Annotated in this window: 14 protein-coding genes; 4 read left to right on the forward strand and 10 right to left on the reverse strand. The window is 56.3% G+C overall.

The window, feature by feature from the left end:
- Positions 1 to 150: 150 nt before the first annotated feature.
- Positions 151 to 2,370 carry an AAA family ATPase gene (locus AB7M16_RS12005; protein WP_453944015.1) on the forward strand — a complete coding sequence of 740 codons (2,220 nt, stop codon included), beginning with the start codon at positions 151 to 153 and terminating at the stop codon, positions 2,368 to 2,370.
- A 225-nt stretch (positions 2,371 to 2,595) separates the two neighbouring features.
- The gene (locus AB7M16_RS12010) at positions 2,596 to 3,288 is read left to right on the forward strand and encodes a sugar transferase (protein ID WP_453944016.1); all 693 of its coding nucleotides are present in this window, start codon (positions 2,596 to 2,598) and stop codon (positions 3,286 to 3,288) included.
- Between the two features lie 476 nt (positions 3,289 to 3,764).
- Here the strand turns inward: AB7M16_RS12010 and AB7M16_RS12015 are convergent, their stop codons facing one another.
- Together AB7M16_RS12015 and AB7M16_RS12020 are read right to left on the reverse strand one after the other, a co-directional pair.
- Entirely contained in the window at positions 3,765 to 5,072 is a 1,308-nt protein-coding gene (locus AB7M16_RS12015; protein ID WP_453944017.1) for an FAD-dependent oxidoreductase, read from the reverse strand.
- Positions 5,073 to 6,243: 1,171 nt separating this feature from the next.
- Positions 6,244 to 6,462: a hypothetical protein gene (locus AB7M16_RS12020; RefSeq protein WP_453944018.1), complete on the reverse strand. Its 219-nt coding sequence runs from the start codon at positions 6,460 to 6,462 to the stop codon at positions 6,244 to 6,246.
- Positions 6,463 to 7,369: 907 nt separating this feature from the next.
- Here AB7M16_RS12020 and gmd point away from each other — a divergent pair.
- Positions 7,370 to 8,461, forward strand: coding sequence for a GDP-mannose 4,6-dehydratase (gene gmd, locus AB7M16_RS12025; protein WP_453944019.1), 1,092 nt, complete (start codon positions 7,370 to 7,372; stop codon positions 8,459 to 8,461).
- A 284-nt stretch (positions 8,462 to 8,745) separates the two neighbouring features.
- On the opposite strand, the gene AB7M16_RS12030 is transcribed toward gmd, so the two are convergent.
- The 8 genes from AB7M16_RS12030 to AB7M16_RS12065 form a co-directional block, all read right to left on the reverse strand.
- Complete coding sequence (locus tag AB7M16_RS12030) at positions 8,746 to 10,515, reverse strand: ABC transporter ATP-binding protein (protein WP_453944020.1); 1,770 nt, start codon at positions 10,513 to 10,515, stop codon at positions 8,746 to 8,748.
- Positions 10,516 to 10,558: 43 nt separating this feature from the next.
- Positions 10,559 to 11,524, reverse strand: a complete 966-nt coding sequence (locus AB7M16_RS12035) for a glycosyltransferase family 2 protein (protein WP_453944021.1) — start codon at positions 11,522 to 11,524, stop codon at positions 10,559 to 10,561.
- Between the two features lie 168 nt (positions 11,525 to 11,692).
- Entirely contained in the window at positions 11,693 to 12,823 is a 1,131-nt protein-coding gene (locus AB7M16_RS12040; RefSeq protein WP_453944022.1) for a glycosyltransferase family 2 protein, read from the reverse strand.
- Positions 12,824 to 12,856: 33 nt separating this feature from the next.
- Complete coding sequence (gene galE / locus AB7M16_RS12045) at positions 12,857 to 13,840, reverse strand: UDP-glucose 4-epimerase GalE (protein ID WP_453944023.1); 984 nt, start codon at positions 13,838 to 13,840, stop codon at positions 12,857 to 12,859.
- On the reverse strand, positions 13,837 to 14,835 hold the full coding sequence (locus AB7M16_RS12050; RefSeq protein WP_453944024.1) for a UDP-glucuronic acid decarboxylase family protein: 999 nt from the start codon (positions 14,833 to 14,835) through the stop codon (positions 13,837 to 13,839). Before AB7M16_RS12050 ends, galE begins: the two co-directional genes overlap by 4 nt.
- Positions 14,836 to 14,967: 132 nt before the next feature.
- Entirely contained in the window at positions 14,968 to 16,251 is a 1,284-nt protein-coding gene (locus AB7M16_RS12055) for a WcaI family glycosyltransferase (RefSeq protein ID WP_453944025.1), read from the reverse strand.
- A 54-nt stretch (positions 16,252 to 16,305) separates the two neighbouring features.
- The gene (locus AB7M16_RS12060; RefSeq protein ID WP_453944026.1) at positions 16,306 to 17,280 is read right to left on the reverse strand and encodes a GDP-L-fucose synthase family protein; all 975 of its coding nucleotides are present in this window, start codon (positions 17,278 to 17,280) and stop codon (positions 16,306 to 16,308) included.
- 768 nt (positions 17,281 to 18,048) lie between these two features.
- The gene (locus AB7M16_RS12065; protein WP_453944027.1) at positions 18,049 to 19,035 is read right to left on the reverse strand and encodes an ABC transporter substrate-binding protein; all 987 of its coding nucleotides are present in this window, start codon (positions 19,033 to 19,035) and stop codon (positions 18,049 to 18,051) included.
- 263 nt (positions 19,036 to 19,298) lie between these two features.
- On the opposite strand from AB7M16_RS12065, the gene AB7M16_RS12070 reads away from it, so the two are divergent.
- Entirely contained in the window at positions 19,299 to 20,798 is a 1,500-nt protein-coding gene (locus AB7M16_RS12070) for an undecaprenyl-phosphate glucose phosphotransferase (RefSeq protein WP_453944028.1), read from the forward strand.
- Positions 20,799 to 20,855: the final 57 nt, after the last annotated feature.

The raw sequence follows: 20,855 nt of genomic DNA on the forward strand, positions 1-20,855 counted from the left end.
CAGCCTGCACGGCATTTGGGCTCCGTAACAGCAATTTAATGGGCGATACTGCTTTTTGTTTAAATGCCCATTCTTGTTTGCGCGAGCCGATGCGAGCTGCTCCTTTTGGACTGTATGCGTTCTTGAAACGAGTTGAGTTGAGGGCGTGGAATGAACATCGCCGGCGAATTTCGGCCCTATGCAACGGCGACAGAAGCCGCCCCTGATCAGGCGAAATCTCTGCTTCTGTTACGCGACTTCTTACGTCGCGAATGGCGCCTCATCGCCTTCATGACGGCCGCCTCGTTGGCGCTTGGCTCGTTCTACGTCGGGATGGCGCCTCGCAAGTTCACCGCGCAGGCTGACATGTTCATTGATACCAAGGGAATTACTTCGCCGCGAAGCGAGAATTCCCAGGAACATCAAGGCGTAGACGACGCTGTTGTGGAGAGTGAGATTGAGACCACCAGGTCAGAAAAGGTCGGAAAAGCGGTCATCAGCAAGTTGCATCTCACCGATGATCCCGAGTTCGTCGCCTCGAGCAATGCAATCACAAGCCGCTTGGCAAGATCGTTGCGGCTAACGAAGCCATCCGAAGACAGGCCTTCGTCTGCAGAGCTGGAGCGACGCGCGCTTGGCGTCCTGAAGGACAATCTGCGCGTCACCCGTTTGGGCCGCAGCTACGTCGAGCAGATCGCCTATACCTCGCTTGACCCAGACAAGGCTGCACGGATCGCCAATGCTTTCGCCGATGCCTACATCGAATACCGGCTGAAGGCAAAGTACGAGGCCACCCGACGCGCCAGCGTTTGGCTGGAACAGCGGATCAGCGAACTCCGTCAGCAGGCTAGCAATGCCTACAAGGCCGTGCAGGACTTCAAGGCCGAAAACGGCATCATCATTGGCGTCGAAGGCAAACTGGCGAGCGAGGTTGAGCTCGATCAGCTCGGCGTCGCACTGGCCAAGGCGCGCGCCGACACCAGCCAAGCTCGCGCCAAGCTCGAGCGCATACAACGCATCCTCGAACAACGACCTGAGAAGGAAAACTTCACGATCCCGGATCCGGTTGTCACCGATGCGCTGAACAGTCCGGTCATCACCAAGCTCCGTCAGAAATACCTGGAGAACCAAAACAAGCAAGCCGAATGGAGCGCGCGCTACGGTGCCGAGCATGAGGCCGCCAGGAATTTGCGATCGGAAATGGCAGCGCTGCAACGGTCGATGTGGGATGAAATCTCCCGTATCGCGGAGAGCTACAAGAGCGAACTCCAGATTGCGAAGTCGCAGGAGGAAGCGATCGATACGCGAATGATCGAGATCTTCCACCAATCCGGGGCGACGCGGCAAGCTCAGGTTCACCTGCGTGAGCTCGAAACGGGCGCAAACACCTATCGCGGCATCTACGAGGCCTTCCTGTCTCGATTCACCCAGTCGGTACAACAGCAGTCGTTTCCGTCGACCGAGGCCCGCGTGGTGACGGAAGCGTCGGCACCTGGAAAACCAAGCTCGCCCAAGCTCGCCATCGCCTTGGCTTTCGCAGCGATGTGCGGTCTCGGCCTGGGCACGCTTGCAGCAATAGCCCGAGAGCAATTCATGTACCGCAGGGTCCACACACGTGACCAGCTCGAGAAGCTGTTGGGCACGCCCTGCCTGGCGGCGTTCCCAGCCGTTTCAAAGCTCCGGACGCGATGGCGCGGCGGTCACGCCAGCGCCTTCCAGCAGATCAACCAAGCCGCTCCGTTTTCGGCGACGGCCGAGGCGTTGCGTTACATCAAGGTCGCCATCGACCTGCATCCGGCGAAGCCAAAAGTGATCGGCATCACGTCGGCCCTTCCCGGTGAAGGGAAGACAACCGCCACCGCGGCGCTCGCCGCCTTTCTTGCGAGAAGCGGAGCCCGCACGCTTCTGATTGACTCGGATCTACGTAAACCCGCCTTGTCCAAAATGCTTGGCTACGAGCGCCGGTTGGGGTTGCAACGGATGGTGGTCGATCGGTTGCGTCTCAAAGACGTGATCATCAACGACCTCAATTTCAACTTCGATGTCGTCCCCTCGCCGTCTGGCGCACCGCCCTCGAACAGCTCGGATGTGCTTTGTGCGCCATCGGTCAGGCTGGGACTGGAGCGAGTTCGCGAGGACTACGACTACATCATTTGCGATTTGCCGCCGATCTTGCCGATCGCTGACGTCAAAGCGGTCGCAAGCCTGTTTGACGCTTTTGTGATGGTGGTTGAATGGGGCACGTCCACCAATGAGGTCCTCAAGGCAATCCAGTCATCGCCGCTTGTTTCGGAGCGATTGCTTGGCACCGTCCTCAACAAAACCGACGAAGCGTTTATGCGGCGCTTCGAGGGCTATTCCGATCGGCGCTACTCCTATTATCAAGACTGAAGGAAGCTAGCGGCGCTGCAGCCGCTTTTTTTCACATCGCAAAGTCATCACGAGCTCATTTGATACTACGCTGAAAAAATCCGCTGGCTCTGCCGAAACTTTAAACTTGTATTAATTTTGCACCGCGTCAGAATTTAATGTGCTCGCATTGGGGGCGATGAGACCGAAAGAAAAGAGGGGACGAGCTCGAAGGCATTTTAGGTTTTGTTTTATGGAGTTCCCGCAATGGCCAATGTGGTCGATACACGCGGCGAGTTGCCTTTCATTTCCGCGAAGAGACGTTCTCCCGCCCACGCGGCACCGCGTCCCGTGGGGACAGTCGTAAAGAGATCGATTGATCTTGTATTGGCAGCATCTGGCATTCTGCTGCTTTCTCCTTTGCTGTTGCTCTGTTGCTCGGCCTTGATTTTGTTTTCGCCAGGACCGCTGCTGTTCCGTCACAGACGGGTTGGCTTTAATGGTCAAACCTTCGACTGCCTGAAATTCCGTACCATGGCGCCTGACGCAGCGGAGCGGCTGCAACGGCTGTTGGAGTCGGATCCTGCCGCGGCTGCCGAGTGGAAGGCCGCTCGCAAGCTGCGCGCAGACCCTCGCGTCACGCCGTTGGGCGCAGCGCTGCGTCGATCCAGCCTCGACGAATTACCTCAGTTGTTCAATGTCATTCGCGGCGACATGAGCATCGTCGGCCCTCGGCCGGTCACTGAAGACGAACTGGCGCGGTACGCGTACAAGCTCGACGCCTACCTCGCCTGCCGTCCTGGAATTACCGGCCTTTGGCAAGTGAGCGGTCGCAGTACAACCACCTACCGCCGGCGCGTTGCCTGCGATGCATTCTACGCACGCAATTGGTCCATCATGCTGGACACAAAGATCATGTTGGCGACCATCCCGGCATTGTTTGAGGATGCGGCATACTGACATGGGCCTGAGACCCACTGCGAGACAGACGGCCTTCTGATTGGGGTTGATAATCGCTCGACGGCACAGGAGTTGACGAGCCACGACAGACCAACGCTGAAGCCATTGATTGTATCAATGAGGGATCGTGATGAGAGTGACCTCGACGGACGCTACGGATTTCGAATCCGTTTGCTCGAATTGCGCGACGCTGGCGGTCACGTTCGAGTGCAACGACGGAGCCCTCGATAACACGCCAGTCTTTTGCAGGAACTGTGGTCGCTTACGAGGCCTTATCGGCGCGGTCAGGAAGATGGCCCATCAGCCCGCGACATCCCACTCGGCCGGCTCGCGGAGCCCTCCGTACGACCCGCGTTTGCTGCTCTAGGGGCCAACTTTATTTTGCCAACTCTGCGCGACTCCAACCGCTTTTGCCTCGGTCGTGAAAGCAATTCACCAAACCTGCGATGCGCTCGCATCTGATTTGGCTCTCGTGATTAGTCCGAACGAAGTGCGGCTTCTGCTTTCAACGTTGAGTCGCGGGCCGTGGGTTGATAGTCAAATCGACCTTGCCGGCCAATGGATTCGATTCCCAACTGGCGCAGTGCAGCCACCGCCCTTCCGGCGCGCTCGTCGGCCTGATCAGTGTAAATGGGATAGGCATTGTCAAGCACATGCGCGCCCTCAAGCCGAAGATCGCCGAGAAACAAACTGTTGTCGCAGGTATGAGTTCTAAAGTCACAGTCTGCCTTTTCCCGATCGTGCGCCACGTGCTCAGCATTGATTTCGACCGAGAAGAATTCTCGGCCATGGCACTTGCCGTAGAAATCAGAGTGCATTGTGAGACGCTTCCAAGCACCTTCTCTTGAAAAGTTGTACAAGATTGATTGCCTAAAGCCCCGCTTACCGGAAAAGCTGTAGAACAGCGTCAACAACGTGACAGTTTTCAGCTCTCGGTGAGCTTGCAAGCCGCACAAATCCTGGATGCGGGCGAGGGGAACCGTTGAGACCAGGCGCCGGCCGGAAATTGCGCGCTCGTTTGCCAGCACGATCGAAAAGTTTCCATTCTGGCTTTCAACGCCAGCTATTTTGGCCCCCAGCACGAAGCTTGCGCCTCGACCTTCGAGCCGCTCCACTGCCTTCTGGTAAAGAAATGCGAAGCCCTCCCGCGGTCGAACAAGTTGTCGATTGGTGGGCCCGTCAGGGGCGCGACGCAAGGCGCGCGCAACGTGATTTCGTAGCGTCGCATGCTCTTTGATCCAAAGCATTCTCTTCTCGGCAAACCTGACGTCGACCTGGTCGGCCGGAAAGCCGTAGAACCGGCTCAAATAGAAGCCGAGTCCTGTGCGCTCCAGTAACCGCTTTCCGATCCAGAACGTTGCAAAGTCCTTAGCGCTCCGGATTTTGCGGCGGAATGTTCGGGCAAAAGCGATCGAGCCTGCCATCCGCAGCCACTCCATCGGACCAGCTGAAACCAGATCGTCGCTGATCGATAGCGGATAGTGGCTTACTGCGCCTTGCGGCGTGAGACGCCCCCAAGACGGGTGGATCTCAATGTAAAGCGGCAACAACTCGGGAAAGTGTGCCAATAAGGGGGAATCATCCTGAAAGATGTAACTGCCGACGTCGAACGTGTAGTCACCGATCTTGCAATCAATGTGATTTCCCCCGCTCTGGGCGTACTCGTCGATGACAAGGACGTTGCGGGCGCCGTCGCCGAGCAAGATCGATGTGGCGACCAAGCCGCTGATTCCAGCGCCCAGCACCAGTGCATCGTAACGCAACTCATCAAAGCTGTTCGTCATCAAAAAAACCATCAAACGGCCTGTTTATTCAAGCGCATTTTTGAAAACGCTGCCAGCAATTTCATAAGCTAAGCGCGGAGGCTAGTTGTACCGCGTTATAGGTGCATGTGCACGCTGCTTCCAAGGTGAGGTCTTCGAGGAAACTGATCTAAACTTGTGCAGCCTGCGCCCGCACCTCAAGCTTTTTCGCTGGAGTAGGCCGCGGCTAGGTAGAGGACCTCTGGCTCGCTCAGCGATCTGCTCACATTAGGCGGATCGCAGCGATCTAGTTAGATCCTGCGGTAACATGATGCGTCTTCTACAAAGCAGGCCCCCATTTCGCGTTCGATCACTAGCTCGATCTTTGTGCCAAGCTGCTTACGCCACGCGCTTCGAATGCAGACGCCGAGCTCAAGAGCATACCTTGCGCGCTGCTTCTCGATATGCCGCGCCCTAAAAGCCCTTCGAGACTGCACCAGATCAGGTAACGTTTTCGCAGGCGACTGCGGATAAAATCGGCTGCAGTCGCGGCGATGCCAGCTGTGACCGCACATTCCGATTATCCGAACTGATCGCCTGGTCTGGCTCGGTGACAATCTGATCGGAGTCCTGTTTAGGGGCGCCCCAAGCAGCGTAGGAGTGTGCTGCCTAAGTCGATTCTTAATGACAAATCTTGGATATTTGCCTACTTTTTTAAGCTTGGGGAGGGCGAGGGGATGGAGCTGTTTAGAGCGGAAAAAATCGGTGAAACCAAAAGCCGGCCAAATAGAAAGTGTAAATTCTGCGGACGAACGCTCCGCTTACTAAAGGTAGTGCATTTCCCAGACCGGGAAACGACCCTGCGCTCATTTGAATGCGAGTGCGGCGATCGCACTTGGGACGACTAAAATCCCGCTTTTGGCAGGAGCTTTAAGTTTCGTTTGAACGTATGTCAGGGTCGGCTGCCGGGGACACTCACACAACTGCCAACGTGGAGTTCACAGTACCCTTTGGGGGATCATGTCTGCATCGACATGGAGGCAAAACAGCCTGGTGGACCAACCTGCATGCTTGGTCTCTGCCGATCGCGGAAGTGCTTTGTGATGCCAGCCTTCGCCGCCGACTAGCGAACGGAGCGACAGCCAATGCACCGCGTTAGTGTCCCGAATCGGAGGCGCATTCGCGATTTACGGCAAACCATCCGATTGTCCCCTCATAAGCCCAGTCGGCTGCGCAAACTTTCGCGCTCCTCGAGCAGTTCTCGGAGTCGTTGAGCATTGTCAGATTGTATCTCCTGCCACTCGATGCGATCCTCGGCAGTCCACAAGTAAGACTCGCGATTGAAACGATCTTTCTCGTTTGCATCAAACTCCATGTATAACTTTATGTCGCGTTCGACCTGGTCCAGTTGTTCTTGGAGAGTAGTTGGCATCAGCCGTTCCTTCGGCTCGCCTCCAGCCCGCTCCGATCTACGACGCAATCGACTGGGCAATCAATGGGCGTTGTCCGTCACAGCTGAGATATCCATCCATTTGAACTCGTTCGCCTCAAAGTGTCTCCGCGTCCGAGCAATTTTATTAAAGCGCGCAGCTCAGATCGACTGATCTCCCTCCGTGAGTTTATGCAGACAAGCTAAACACCGGGAGGAAGCGGCAAGACTTCGTCCAGTGCGTTAAGTCCCGGCCAGCACCGCCGGTCTCGTTACCACCATGGTCGCCGGTGTGAGACTGCGTTATCAGGAGAGCGTACCGACCGCGATGAAGCGGCCGCGGCGAACCGGCTTAGTCGGGTCAATGGTCCAATCCAGCCGCTTAGCTTTGACGGTATTTGCCACCAACTCGACAAGTCCGGGGTTAGCGGATCGGGATCTCACCGCGATCTCCTCGTCCTTGTGGACGCAGATCACGTACTGACCGAAATCTGCAAACCGTCGCCGGGCACCAGACGCACATGACCCGGCCTGATCATTGCAATGCACAATTCGGATTTTGCTTAGGCTCTTTGATAGTCATCTTCAATCCGGATGATGTCGTCTTCCCCGAGATAGCGCGAAGCGGGCCACAGCCGCGTGCCGGCACCGCCGCACATGATCAGGGGGATTATGCGTTTGTCCAAAATCTGAAGCTCCAGGCAAAACTCAGTCAAGTATATCGGAGAGGTCTATATAGAGCTATGATACTACTCCGGGAGCATCAATCTAAAATAGCCTTATCGAGAGAGTCTGTTGCCTATTCCGCAGACCTAGAAAGCCATTAATCTAAGCTTGCTTTTTTGGTCCAGCCCATCTCCCTATTGCCTGCGTTTTCGAGTACCAACGGGTACCGAATCAAGAGATAATTATGACAAAGAAACGCGCACTTATTACTGGCGTAACCGGCCAAGACGGCGCCTATCTCGCTGAATTGCTACTGGAGAAGGGATATGAAGTCCATGGCATCAAGCGCCGGACTTCGCTGTTCAACACGGATCGTATCGACCACCTCTATCTGGACCCACACGAGCCGAATCCACCGTTCCGCCTGCATTACGGCGATCTAACGGACTCTTCGAGCCTGATACGTATCGTGGGCCAAGTGCAACCGCACGAGATCTACAATCTCGCAGCACAAAGCCATGTGGCGGTTTCCTTCGAGGAACCAGAATACACCGCGAACTCTGACGGTCTCGGCACCCTTCGAATTCTCGAAGCGATGCGGATCGTTGGATTGGAAAAAACGACTCGGTTCTATCAGGCGTCGACGTCCGAGCTGTATGGCTTAGTTCAGGAAATCCCGCAAAAGGAGACTACGCCTTTCTACCCGCGTTCGCCGTACGCTGTAGCCAAGCTCTACGCATATTGGATCACGGTCAACTACCGCGAAGCCTATGGGATGTACGCTTGTAACGGCATCCTCTTCAACCACGAATCTCCCGTCCGCGGCGAGACCTTCGTGACCCGAAAGATCACGCGCGCTTTGGCGCGGATCCATTTGGGACTGCAGGATAGGCTCTATCTCGGCAATCTGGACGCCCTGCGCGATTGGGGACACGCGCGTGACTACGTCGAAATGCAATGGCTGATGCTGCAGCAGGACAAGCCGGAGGATTTCGTGATTGCAACTGGCGTGCAGCATTCAGTCCGAGATTTTGTCAATGTAGCAGCCAACGAAATCGGCATGACGGTCCGCTGGGAAGGAAACGGGATCGAAGAAAAGGGATATGACGCCAAGACCGGCAAGTGTGTTGTTTCGGTCGATCCCCGCTATTTCCGCCCCACTGAGGTCGCGACCCTCCTCGGCGATCCAACCAAAGCGAAAGAAAAGCTCGGCTGGCAGCCGAAAACTTCATTTGAGTCCCTTGTCCGCGAAATGATGAAGGAAGACGTCGAGTCCGCAAAGCGAGACGAACTTATCAAGCAGCATGGATTCCGCTACTTTGTCCGACACGAATAGACTTCATAACACAGCTGCAGCAGCCGAGCCAACTCTTCGGAATGCCGCCGCCCGATTAGCCAAAGCGCAGCGCAGCGCTGGCGAGCGACGGCGGCGGCGGAGACGGGTGGCGTGCTTCCTCCTGGTCGACCTGAGCATCCTCACGCGGCCTGGCGTAACGCCTCGTTCTTGCTCCTCAAGCAGTTCCATGTTGAATTAGCGTGGTCCTTCGAGCCAGAGCTCGACGCTCGTCCGTCCCGGCACTCCTTCTATTTTCGAGCAGAAGGGTACAAAGCTCAGCAAGCCTAAGACACGCTGCCATTTGCCAAAACGTTTCGAAGTGGGCTCGCGGGGTTCTTGAGCAACTCCGCTGGCGGCCCCTGAGCGCGTAACTTGCCGGCTTCAATGTAGACCAAATGGTCAGCATCTAGGATAGTTTCCATGCGATGGCTGATAATGAGCACGGTTCGGCCGCGGAAACGGGATCGGATCGACTCCCGGACGCTATCTTCCAATTCTCTATCCAGTGCGCTCATCGCTTCATCGAGAATCAAGAATCCAGGGTTGCGCACGATTGCTCTGGCAAGCCCGAGCCTTTGTCGCTGTCCACCGGAGAGGCGCAACCCATGCTGGCCAACCCAAGTGTCAAATTTCTTAGGTAAACCTTCAACAAACTCCGAAATTCCTGCAATCCGAAGCGCGTCCAGGACTTCGGCAGCTGAAGCGCAGCTCCTTGCCAGCCGCACATTATCAATCACCGTTCCTTCAATGACGTCAATATCCTGTCCGGCAATCGCGAGGTGACTCAACCAATCGACTCGTCGGATTTCCTCCATCGGCCGACCGTCAACTCGTATGAGACCGCCGGACGGCGAATAGAGACGAAGTAGCAAATTTACAATCGTAGTCTTCCCAGAGCCGCTGGCACCGATTAGCGCAGTTGTCTTGCCTGCCGGAATTTCGAAGGAGAGCTCACGCAGGATAGGGCTGGAAGGCTCTCCGTAATGGAAATCGACCTTTTCGAACACAATGCGCTGGTCCAATTTCTCGAGAGGATACTTACCAGCGTTCGGATACTCTTTATCCTCGGTGGAGAGCATGACACGAATCGAGCGCAACCGCTGCTCGATCTGAGTCATATTCAACAAGTTGCCCTCCAGCTCTCTCACATGAGGTTGCAGCCGATAGAGTATCGCTACTGCGGTTAGGGTGGTCGCAAAGCTGCCATCCCACAATTGAGCCATAACGATGATGAGGCACAGCACAAAAAGATATCCTACCTCGGTGAGAGGAGAAACAAGAGCTGAAAGCCGTGCAAGCCCTAGAGAGATATCGCGAGCCTCGGCCGATGAACGCTCAAATCTCTCTTGATGTACTTTTTCCTGACCGTAGGCGCGTATTGTTCGCATGGCCTGAAGGGACATCAGCATGTGCAAACCTAGCTCTTGATGTACCCACTTGACCTTACTACCCAATGCTCGCACCGGCTTGGAAAGCCGCCGCAAACCGGCAGACACAAGCAACGATGCAACAACGGCTACAACAGCGATCTTCATTGAGAGTGCAAGGAGACAAGCTGCGAACAGTACAATCGAACATGCGCTGACGATGATGCGTGTGAAGCTCGTATAAGCTCCGGAAATGAGCCACGTTTCGGTCCCCAGCATCTCCATTAGATAAGCCTCCTCGTGGCGAAGAAAGAAGGCGTAGGAAGCCGATAAATATTGCAGATGCACGCGATTTCTGGCGATCTCGTTGATTCTCTCTCCTACGCTGGCACTGATATAAGTATAGATAAACGATATCCCCCCTCGCGTTAGGATAAGAAGAAAAACCACAACGGCAGCCTCAGCTGAGCTTTGAAAGTAAGTTGCGCCGTATCGCAGCGCGTCTCCTAGCAGGCCGCTCGTGGATGTTGCCAGCTCCACCTGCCCCATCGCCAAGTAAAAAAAGAGAAGCACTAGCGTGATTCCGACGGTTTCCGCTAGCGAAGACGCAAATCCGAGAAAGATCAGTACGGGAGTAGTCCAGCGCGGGAGTGAGGCGATCTTCAGAAGGAGCAACAGCTCAGCCAATGGTGCTCGACTAATTCTTTTGCTTGGAACGGCGAGCATGGCGTTAACCGGGATCTCCGATCGGGAATGGGGATACAGTTGAACGAATAGCTTGATCGCGCTCGCCTTCTAGCCTTTTTCGGATCGCCCTGACCAGGCTGCGAGGCAAATCGTGGCTCAGAACTTTGACCGCCACCAGAGGATCACGCTGAATGAGAAGGATCAGTATAGATAAGAAGTATCCGAATCTACCTTTGGTCGTTGCTTGGTGAAGCAAATAGCCACCGTAATTTCTTAACCCGTAGATGAGCGCCCCTCTCCGATCCGGGTAGCGCCTCTCCATTTCGTCCATAACAATCAACCAAGACCGAAGCATACGCGGCATATTGCTTGACATGTTGTCAGGTGAGTATCGGTAGCCGACGAGATACTCTGGCACTACGGCAAAACGAAAATTCTCGGCAACACGACAGTAGAAGAGAAGATCTTCGCAACCCTGGGCTCCCCTCGCATGAAGCCCACTTTCAAAACCATTGGTCGAAAGAAGGGACTCTCTTCGAACTAAGATCGCGCTACCGTTTCCAATGAAATTCCCTTCGAACAGTTTGTTCAACACATCACCGGAAAAATATACTGGAGCGGACTTGGTCCGAATTCGACTGCTAATGTCGATTAACGCATACCAACTGTACACGAGACCTGTATTTTCCCCCGCGGCTAATAGGGCTTCGAGTTGCCGCTCGACATTTCTTGGGGCCCAAAGATCGTCCGCGTCTATGAAGGCTACGAACTCACTTTGAGCGCTCCTCCATCCAGCGTTCCGAGCAGCCGCCACACCAGCATTTTCTTGCGGTATAAGTCTGACCCGAGGATCTATCAAAGCATGCTCCCGCACGACAGCAGAAGTGCCGTCCGTGGAGCCGTCATCTACTACTATTATTTCGAGTTTCTCGTGTGACTGCGATCTAACACTGCGGAGCGTCTCGTCAATCGTCGAGGCTGCATTGAATGCGGGTATGACCACTGTCACGAGGTGTCCACTAACCGTCACAGCGAAGCCTCGCAGTAAAACGGAGCCACACTGATCTTACCTTGGCACACTCCACTTTTGTCCGTAGCGGATCGCAAAGTGATGGCTGCGTCTTGTTCGTCGCCAGCGGACCGGCATATATCGTGACAAAGACGACACGCCCGCGTGTCATTTCCCGCGCCTCTCATTGTGATAGAAACGAAGGCCCGCGAGGTAACCTGCAATCTCTTCTTTAAGGAAAAGATCATCGGCCCTCGTTTTTGCACAGGCACTTCTGAAAACCCGGCCCATGTACCAACGCGGAAGATGATAGTAGGCTTGCAACCTATTCGCTTTGATACCCGTCCGCTCATGCTGCACCATAAGGGCCGCAGCGTGGCCGCGCATATAATAGTAGATCTGGTTAGACAAACCTTCCATGGTGCGTCGATGGAAATGAAACGCAACCGAGGAGGGGGCATATCGGCAGGTATGACCGTGCGCTAGTAAACGGTACCAATATTCCGAGTCACCCGAGCAACCTGCTTGGCCGACGTCGAGGCGCTCATCGAACAGTCCGACGTTTTGGAATGCCTCCCGGCGAAAAGCCATGCTTGCACCTGCGCCTATTTCCCACGCAGGAAAAGCTCGTCCGCGAAAAGATCTGAATGTCTCCGCGTCGATATCTTTTTGCTTGTAGCCCTTGTTAAAGCCCCAGTAGGTCTCAAAGTGACGCTGTGCCTCCGTCTCGAGTTCGGCCGGAAGTACAAGCCCGGTCACGGCAGCGATTTCCGGTTTGTCGAAGGCTCCTACCAAACGCTCAAGCCAACATGGATGGAGAAGCACGTCGTCATCGGTGTAGGCTACAATATCGCCAGTTGCTCGAAGCGCTCCTGTATTGCGAGCGATATCGAGACCTGGTCGCTCTTCTCGAAGGTAGGTCACTCCCGCCGCCAGCGCCACCTCCCGGGTGCGCGCGTCTTTAGACGCGTTATCAACAACGATGATTTCTCCCGGAGGATACGTTTGCAGAGGTAGCGAAGATAGGCAAACCCGGAGTTCGGCTGGTCGATCGCGTGTGCAAATGACAACGCTGGCCGAGCAAGCTGGCCTCACAAGCGTCTCCCGCTCTGCATTTATTTCCGAGATGAAATTGGCATCGATATGTTCAATTCTCGATTTCTCGACTCGGCCCTCGTGCACTATGATATCACCGATCGGACGGTCGCCGCACCAAAAGACCATCATCCCTTCGCTAAGCCTTGCGCACGCGATGTCGGAGCGCGCTTTTACGGCGAGATGTTTAACGCCTTGGCCCAAGACGAGTCCTTCGAGTTGCATCGCAATGACAAGTCAGCTCAGAGGATGGCGATCGCGCCATCTGAGTGCGGTTTCAATTATGAAGTCGATCTCCGATTTCTCCGGTTTCCAACCAAGTTCGCGCTCGGCTTTGGCAAAGGACGCAACAAGCATTGGCGGATCTCCCGCGCGACGAGGTCCGCACTGGATAGCTAGATCGCTTCGCGTAACGCGCTTCACTGCCGCGACCAGTTGAAATACGCTTGTTCCAAGACCTGTCCCGAGATTAAAGACATGAGTACCTCCTCGAGTAAGAAGCATCTCGCCAGCGAGCAAATGAGCTCGAGCTAGGTCTTCAACATGCACATAGTCTCTGATCGCGCTCCCATCGGGCGTTGGAAAATCGGTTCCAAATACAGTGAAGGGGCGATCGAGGCGACGAGCGGCTTCTATCGCCAAGGGAATAGCATGTGTCTCCGGCTCGTGGCGCTCCCCTATTTCCCCGCTCGGATCACATCCAGCAGCATTGAAATATCGCAAAGAGACAGAAGCGACATCATAGGCTCGACCAAAGTCTTCCAGCATCCGTTCTACTATCATTTTCGACCAGCCGTACGGGTTGATCGGCGCTTGTGGATGAGTTTCGTCGATGGGTACGCTCTGTGGAATACCGTAGCTTGCGCACGTGCTGGAGAAGATCAAGTTTTTGCACCCCGTTGCCCGCATCGCTTCCAACAAACTCAGCGTGCCCGCAGTATTGTTGGAGTAGTATGAAGCAGGGTCACTGGTAGACTCGCCTACGTAAGCCAGAGCGGCGAAATGCGCGACCAACTCTGGCTTATGTACATGCAGCAAATCCCGTACCCGCGCTCCATCTCTGATATCGCATTCGATCAACGGACCCCACCGAACCGCGTCCCGCCATCCCCTTGTGAGATTGTCGAGAGTTATGACTCCCCACCCAGCTTCCGCGAACGCCTTACAGCAGTGAGAGCCCACATAACCCGCTCCACCTGTAACGAGCACAGTCCTCGTCATACTAGGTCGTCCGCCATAAGCAAATTTTCGAAGTAAGCAATTGTTTTGGTTAGTCCGTCATGCAGTGACACTGATGGAACCCAATCAAGCTCTTCCTTAGCTTTTGCAATGTCCGGCTGACGTTGCTTTGGGTCATCGGTCGGAAGCGGCTTGAAATCGATGACTGACTTCGAGCCGATCATATCGATGATGAGTTGAGCCAACTGCAGAATTTTTAACTCTGCCGGATTTCCGAGATTAACTGGCCCCGTGAGACTGTCTGGAGTTTCCATCAAACGCACTAAGCCACTAATGAGATCGTCGACAAAACAAAACGAGCGGGTCTGACTTCCGTCGCCGTAGATGGTGATCGGCTCGTTCGTAAGCGCCTGGACAATGAAGTTTGAGACGACGCGCCCATCATTCGGCAGCATTCTAGGGCCATAAGTATTGAATATTCGAGCGACCTTAATTGAGAGATTGTGCTGCCGCCGATAATCGAAGAACAAGGTCTCCGCGCATCGCTTCCCTTCATCATAGCAGGCGCGAGGCCCGATTGGATTTACCCTTCCCCAATAGGTCTCGGGCTGTGGATGCACCTCTGGATCGCCATAAACTTCAGAGGTTGAGGCGAGCAGGATTCTTGCCTTCAGCCTCTTAGCCAGGCCAAGCATATTTATCGATCCGTGAACACTTGTTTTGGTCGTCTGGACTGGGTCGTACTGATAGTGAATAGGGCTGGCCGGGCAGGCCAAATTATAGATTTCGTCGACCTCTAAATAGAGCGGAAAGGTAATATCATGCCGGATAAGTTCGAAGCGGGAAGAATCGAGCAATGCGGTCAGATTCCGCTTCGAGCCGGTGTAGAAGTTGTCCACACAAAGCACTTCGTGCCCGGCGTGGACCAAGCGCTCGCAGAGATGAGATCCAAGGAATCCAGCGCCGCCGGTGACTAGTATTTGCTTGGCTCTACCTGAGCGGTAGCCAACATTCGTTAATATCTTGTCGTGTATCATCTCACGCAACCGACTATAAATTGGTTTTAAAGTGTAGCGCCCTGCGCCTGTTATTCACACCAACACTGCAATTCACTATTAATTCCTGTGTCCTGAGCACAGCTGCAGCAACCATCTGAGCTCACACGCTCTTCAAGGTAGTCGGATGGCATCCTCTACCTTCGGGACAATATTGTCGTTAGCATCTGCTGGGCTAACGCGCTCCTCCATTGCATCTGCCCACCGTCGAACAATCGAGCGTCGATCCCAACGGTTGATAGCACGCCGTCTTCCTTCTTCCCCGTAGCGCCAGCAGAGAGCAGGAGCTTCGCTGAGCTGGGAGATCGCGAGTTGAAGAGCAGACGAATCTCCCGGTGGAATCACGACACCTGCACCCGTGACTTCATGTGCTAGCCCAGTTCCTTCTTCGGCCATGGCCACGACCGGCCGAGCGGACGCAAAGATCGCCCCAAGTTTTGAGGGCAATACAAGATCGGCGGCCTCAGCTTTCTGCGGAATCACATGAAAGTCGGCCGTGGCCATTAATTGATTGAAGCTGTTGTTGGGCTGCAGGCCGAGAAAATGGATGTTGGGATGTCCGGCGGCAAGCTGCTCGAGCCTCATTTTGTGAGGCCCTTCGCCTGCAAGAATGAAATGGATTTGTGGATGACTTTTCTCCAACCCAATCGCCGCCTCGATAACCAGTTCGAGCCCTTGCTTGTTCGACATTGTGCCGGAGTAAAGTCCAACGATATCGGCCTCGCCCAACTTCAGCTCCTGGCGGTATTTGGTCATCCGGGAACCGGGACAGATCACGTTGGTGTCGATCCAGTTTCTCACTTCCGCTGTTTTGTCGAGACCCAGGCCCTTGATTCTCAACCGCTCCACCATCGCTTCAGAGATGGTTGACACGTGGTCGAATGATTTGAGGATCGCCGCTTCGGCTTTAAGCATCCATTTTCGTAAGGAAGCATTGCGCAGCAAACCAAGATCGAATGCCGCGTCCACCTCAAAATCCTGCACATGAAGCCATGATTTGGCACCGAGGCGACGGGCTACGAACGAGACGAAGGCAGCCGACATCAGCGACGGTGCGACAGCGATCATAGCGTCCGGTCGCCAGGATAGCGCCTCAACAAGGACCGGCGCCGCGCTCGTCAGCGCGAATGAAGCGTGATGGAGCAGCCGTTTTGCGCCCGACGGATGTCCGGGCACATAAATAGGCGTACGCGTTACTCGAACACCATCAACAGCTCGCGGTCTAAAGTACGAGGCTTGGAAGGCGGGCGGGATCTTCCAGGCGGGATAATAGGGAGGCGCCGTGATCACTCGAACTTCATGACCCTCAGCTACCAAGCTTTCGCACAGCTCGGCGTTGTACTTCGCCACGCCGATCAGATCGGGAGCATAGTTGATGCCGACCAAGAGAATGCGCATAAACCGTCCAATTCAAAAGCTCAGAAGAAAGGTTTTGTAGTCTAAGTAGTGTACTCAACGCGTTGCGCCGACTTCCAGATGGCGCCCAGAGCCATTTAAAAAATCTGCGTATGCCGCTGCGAGCCCGGCTCGCAACGTTACCTTCGCTTGCCAACCAAGCCCTCGGATTCTCGAGCTATCCAGCAACTTACGTGGCGTTCCATCAGGCTTGGACGTATCGAAAGCGAGCTTGCCTCCATAGCCCACGACCTCCGCGACTGTGGTCGCGAATTCGGCAATAGACAATTCGTCACCACTGCCAACATTGATCGGCTGGTCACTCGAATAGTTCTTCACAAGGAAAACGCAGGCATCCGCAAAATCATCGACATTGAGGAATTCGCGCAGTGGCGTGCCGGTGCCCCACACCGCGACGCTGGGTGCATTGGCGAGTTTGGCTTCGTGGAAGCGTCGGATTAACGCGGCCGGGACGTGGCTATGATCCGGATGATAATTGTCGCCGCGGCCGTAGAGATTGGTCGGCATCGCCGAGATGAAATCGTCGCCATATTGCCGACGATACGCCTGGCACATCTTGAGTCCCGCAATCTTGGCGATTGCGTACCACTCGTTGGTCGGCTCGAGCGGCCCCGTTAGCAGTTCGCTTTCGGCGATCGGCTGCTTAGCGTGCTTGGGGTAGATGCAGGACGAGCCGAGGAACAGCAGGCGCCGCACACCAACCGCGTGACTTGCGCGGATGACGCTCAACTCCAGCGCAATATTGTCGCAGAGAAAGTCGACCGGGAAATTGTTGTTGGCTGCGATACCGCCAACCTTTGCAGCGGCGTGAACCACGACGTCCGGGCGATTGGCCTCGAGCCATCTGAGCGTGGGTTCTTCCTTTGTGAGATCCAGCTCACGCCGATCAGCCGTCAGTACGGTGCAATTCTCCGACGCAAGCCGGCGGACGACAGCTGATCCCACCATGCCCCGGTGCCCCGCGACGAAGACACGCTTGCCCGTGAGATCGTAGGTTGAAGCCCCTGTCATCGTATCCTCTGTCAGCTTCCGGCTGGATCGCGCCACCTTGCGAGATCCGGCGACCGGTCGCTTTACGCAATCACGCTGCCGATGCAGCCCCGCCAATCTGCTAACACAATCTTCACCATGCGACAGCCTGCCCCGGCCCGACAAACATATTCATGGTGAACCTGCGCTGCGCGCACAAATGATCAGCACACAATGAAACAAAAACGAGCAAGGCAGCCGCATCAACTGTGCGACTGCCTTGGAATGGATCGTGACCGACGGCAGTCGCCGCTCAGTTTACTTCAATCTCAGTACGCCCGACGCAAGACAGGACCGACAGGCGCGCAAACACGGTCCATGTACCAGCCATAGGGCGTCTCGACCCGCACCAACGGACAGTGGCGCCGCGGCACATATCGGTAGGGATACGGCTGCGCCCAGAACGTAACAGTCGTCGCTTGGCTCTCACCTGTGAGCAGGGCGGCCGGGGCGGGCATCTGCATTGCGGCGCTCGCTCCGCTCGCTGCACACAAGGTAACGATTGCAGCCAAAAGACCTGCTCGCATCAACGTCTTAAACATCCAAAAAGCTCCTCGCCCCTGCGGATTTGATCCCCGACTCGCGCTTGTCAGACCCCAGCCGACCAACGTATCGATCCGTAAAGCCACTCCGCGACTAGCCCAAATAGTGAACCGAACTTTACCAAAGCCACCGGCGGAAATGCAACTGATGCTGGGGCGGCCCAGGGCCTTTTGGGAAGATATGGCGCGCAAGTGTGGCTTCTTGGTCCTATTTTTCCTCGCTCCAGGCGCCGGGAGCAGCGAGATCGGGTGAACGGCGGTACACATCTCGAAGAAACTGGTAGTTGACCGTCTGAGCCAAGGGCACATCTTCCTCGCCAAGCTTGGCGAAAAGGAGGACATCCCGAAGCGTCCGCCAGCGGCTTTCGTCGTAGTCGCCGAAGCGGCCGCCGGTCGGCAGCACCAGCGGGCGCTGCTGCTGTAGCTCGAATCTCAGCCGCTCGGTTGTTAGCCCGGCTGGACCGGCAAGAACGGGCACGCTCTGTGCATAGTCCCGATAGGCAAATTGCCATCCTCGAATGATGCCTTGGAGCACGTCGGCGATCACGGACGGCCGGTCATGGATGAGATCATTGCTTGCGAAATAGACCAAACCCGGGACGTGGATGCCGTAGTCCTGCGGCTTAATGACGTTCAGCTTCACGAAGGTCGGACCGGAGGGATCGGGCTGCGCATCGATGGCGGCGATGATCGCATCCACCTCCCCGGCCCTCAGGCTTTCGAAGCTGTCGCCGTCAGGCACCTTGGTGATCTGACTGCGTGGAAGCCCGAGTTGCGCCATCATGGCATCAAACACGACGTCTCCCTCACTCGCCCTGCGGTAGCCGACTCGCTTTCCCACCAGATCGGCCGGCCGCCGCAAGCCCGAGCTTTCGAGCGTGAAGATCGCGACAGAGGTATCCAGGAAGCTTGCGGCAAACGCAGTCACGGGGATGCCGCGCCAGCTTGCCAGCAGGAAGTTCTGGCCGCTCGTCACGCCGATGGCATGTTGGCGTGCAATGGTTTGGACGAAGTCAGAGCTATCGGGCTGAGCCGAGACCTCAATTCGGGAGGAGAAATATCCCTGCCTGGATGCAGCGAGCTCGCCGGCAAACCGCCCGCCATAGGGCCCATCAAGGAGGAGCTTGATCGCGACGGGCTTGGACGCCGTCGGAGCTCGGAGGGGCGCCGCATCGGGACGAAAAAGGAGCAGCACTAGTCCCGCCAAAGCGAGGGCTGCAAGGCCAATGGCGAGGTACCGCTTCCCTCTCGACCGGGTTCGCCGCCGGGACTGGGTGCGAGGCAACGAGGACTTCCTAACGGGTTGTGAAATTTAACATATCAGTCGAGGCGGGATGGGCTACAATGCACGCTTGTGGGGTAAGGTTAATTTTTCCTTCGCCTTGTTCTAACAGTGATTTTGCCCGATAGCACGGCTTGTTCGGGCTGATAAATTTTGCGTCAATGGATTTTGGCAGGATGACACTTCTTTCCACTCGGCCGGTGCCCGTCGCTGATTCGACGACGGAAATTCGTGTGGTCGAGCCGATCGCATCCTCATCTGGGGGATTTGCGCCGAGCTGGCTGCGACCTGTGGTCGTCGAGCGTCTGCTGGCGCTAGTGGATGGGGCGCTGATCGTGGTGAGCGGCATCGGCTGCGCGGTCGGCTATCACCTCGTCTCCGCGGGCGTGCTCGGCAAGGCGGACGTCTATGCGGCAGCGAGCGTGCTGGTGGCAATAAACTTCGTCCTGCTGATGGTCGTGCAGCGGGGCTATCGCCTCAAGACGGTCACCAACCTGCCCCCCACGTTCCGGATGACGCTGACAACGTGGACCGGCCTGTTCGGCGCGCTGCTAGCGATTGCCTTCACGATGAAGGTCAGCGACGCGTTCTCCCGCGGCACCACGATCTCGTTCTACCTGGTCGGCCTTGCCGCCCTGCTGGCCTGGAAGACCGTGGCGGCGCGCTGGACGGCGCATGCCTTACGCACCGGCGCCTTCGCCAACGGACGGGCGCTTCTAATCGCTGAGTTCGGCCTTGCCACCTCGTCCAACGCGGTCGACGACCTCGGCCAGCACGGTTACCGTCTGATGCGCGTGATGGAGATCCCGGCCAAGGAGCTCGCCTCGCCCCTGCTGCTGTCCTCGCTGGCGCCGCGTTTCGAGGAGCTGATCAATTACGCGCGCGAGCACCGGATCGAGCACGTCTTCCTCCTGATCAACTGGAGCCGGCAGCATGCGATCGACAGCATTTTGGACGCGCTGAAGATCCTCCCCGTACCAGTCCATCTGGTGCCGGACCCCACCACGGCGCGCTTCCTCCGCTATCCGCTGGTCGGCACCGGCAACACTTTCACCGCCGAGCTGCGCCGCGCACCGCTCACGTGGCGCGAACGCGCGCTCAAGCGCGCGCTGGACCTTTCCGGCGCGAGTTTTGCGCTGTTCGTGTTCGCGCCGGTGATGCTGGTGACCGCGCTCCTGATCAAGCTGACCTCGCCGGGGCCGGTGTTCTTCCGCCAGACCCGCCACGGCTTCGGCGGGCGCGCGTTCAAGATCTTCAAGTTCCGCACCATGCGCGTGCTCGAGGACGGCCCGACTATTCAGCAGGCGCAGAAGAACGATCCGCGCGTCACACCGATCGGCAAATGGCTGCGCAAGACCTCGATCGACGAGCTGCCCCAGCTCTTCAACGTGCTCAAGGGCGACATGTCGCTGGTCGGCCCCCGCCCGCACGCGGCCGCCCACAATACCGAATATGAGCAGATCATCGGCAACTACGCCTTCCGCCACCACGTCAAGCCAGGCATCACCGGCTGGGCCCAGGTCAATGGTTACCGCGGAGAAACCCGCGCGCTCGAGCTGATGCAGAAGCGCGTGGAGCATGACCTGTGGTACATCAACAATTGGAGCTTATGGTTGGATACCCGCATCGTCATTAGAACCGCGTGGGCAAGCTTTGGTCAAAAGTCCGCGTACTAACGAAAATCCGGGACATGCGCTGTAATCGGAATTTGGACTCGCGAGAATCTCGAGAAT

This window comes from Bradyrhizobium sp. USDA 372 (assembly GCF_053629095.1).

What these genes read in the sequence shown, in the direction of transcription:
- AB7M16_RS12005 (WP_453944015.1), top strand. Translation starts at nt 151, where the DNA reads ATGAACATCGCCGGCGAATTTCGGCCCTATGCAACGGCGACAGAAGCC.
- AB7M16_RS12010 (WP_453944016.1), top strand. Translation starts at nt 2,596, where the DNA reads ATGGCCAATGTGGTCGATACACGCGGCGAGTTGCCTTTCATTTCCGCG.
- AB7M16_RS12015 (WP_453944017.1), bottom strand. Translation starts at nt 5,072, where the DNA reads ATGACGAACAGCTTTGATGAGTTGCGTTACGATGCACTGGTGCTGGGC.
- AB7M16_RS12020 (WP_453944018.1), bottom strand. Translation starts at nt 6,462, where the DNA reads ATGCCAACTACTCTCCAAGAACAACTGGACCAGGTCGAACGCGACATA.
- gmd (WP_453944019.1), top strand. Translation starts at nt 7,370, where the DNA reads ATGACAAAGAAACGCGCACTTATTACTGGCGTAACCGGCCAAGACGGC.
- galE (WP_453944023.1), bottom strand. Translation starts at nt 13,840, where the DNA reads ATGACGAGGACTGTGCTCGTTACAGGTGGAGCGGGTTATGTGGGCTCT.
- AB7M16_RS12050 (WP_453944024.1), bottom strand. Translation starts at nt 14,835, where the DNA reads ATGATACACGACAAGATATTAACGAATGTTGGCTACCGCTCAGGTAGA.
- AB7M16_RS12055 (WP_453944025.1), bottom strand. Translation starts at nt 16,251, where the DNA reads ATGCGCATTCTCTTGGTCGGCATCAACTATGCTCCCGATCTGATCGGC.
- AB7M16_RS12060 (WP_453944026.1), bottom strand. Translation starts at nt 17,280, where the DNA reads ATGACAGGGGCTTCAACCTACGATCTCACGGGCAAGCGTGTCTTCGTC.
- AB7M16_RS12070 (WP_453944028.1), top strand. Translation starts at nt 19,299, where the DNA reads ATGACACTTCTTTCCACTCGGCCGGTGCCCGTCGCTGATTCGACGACG.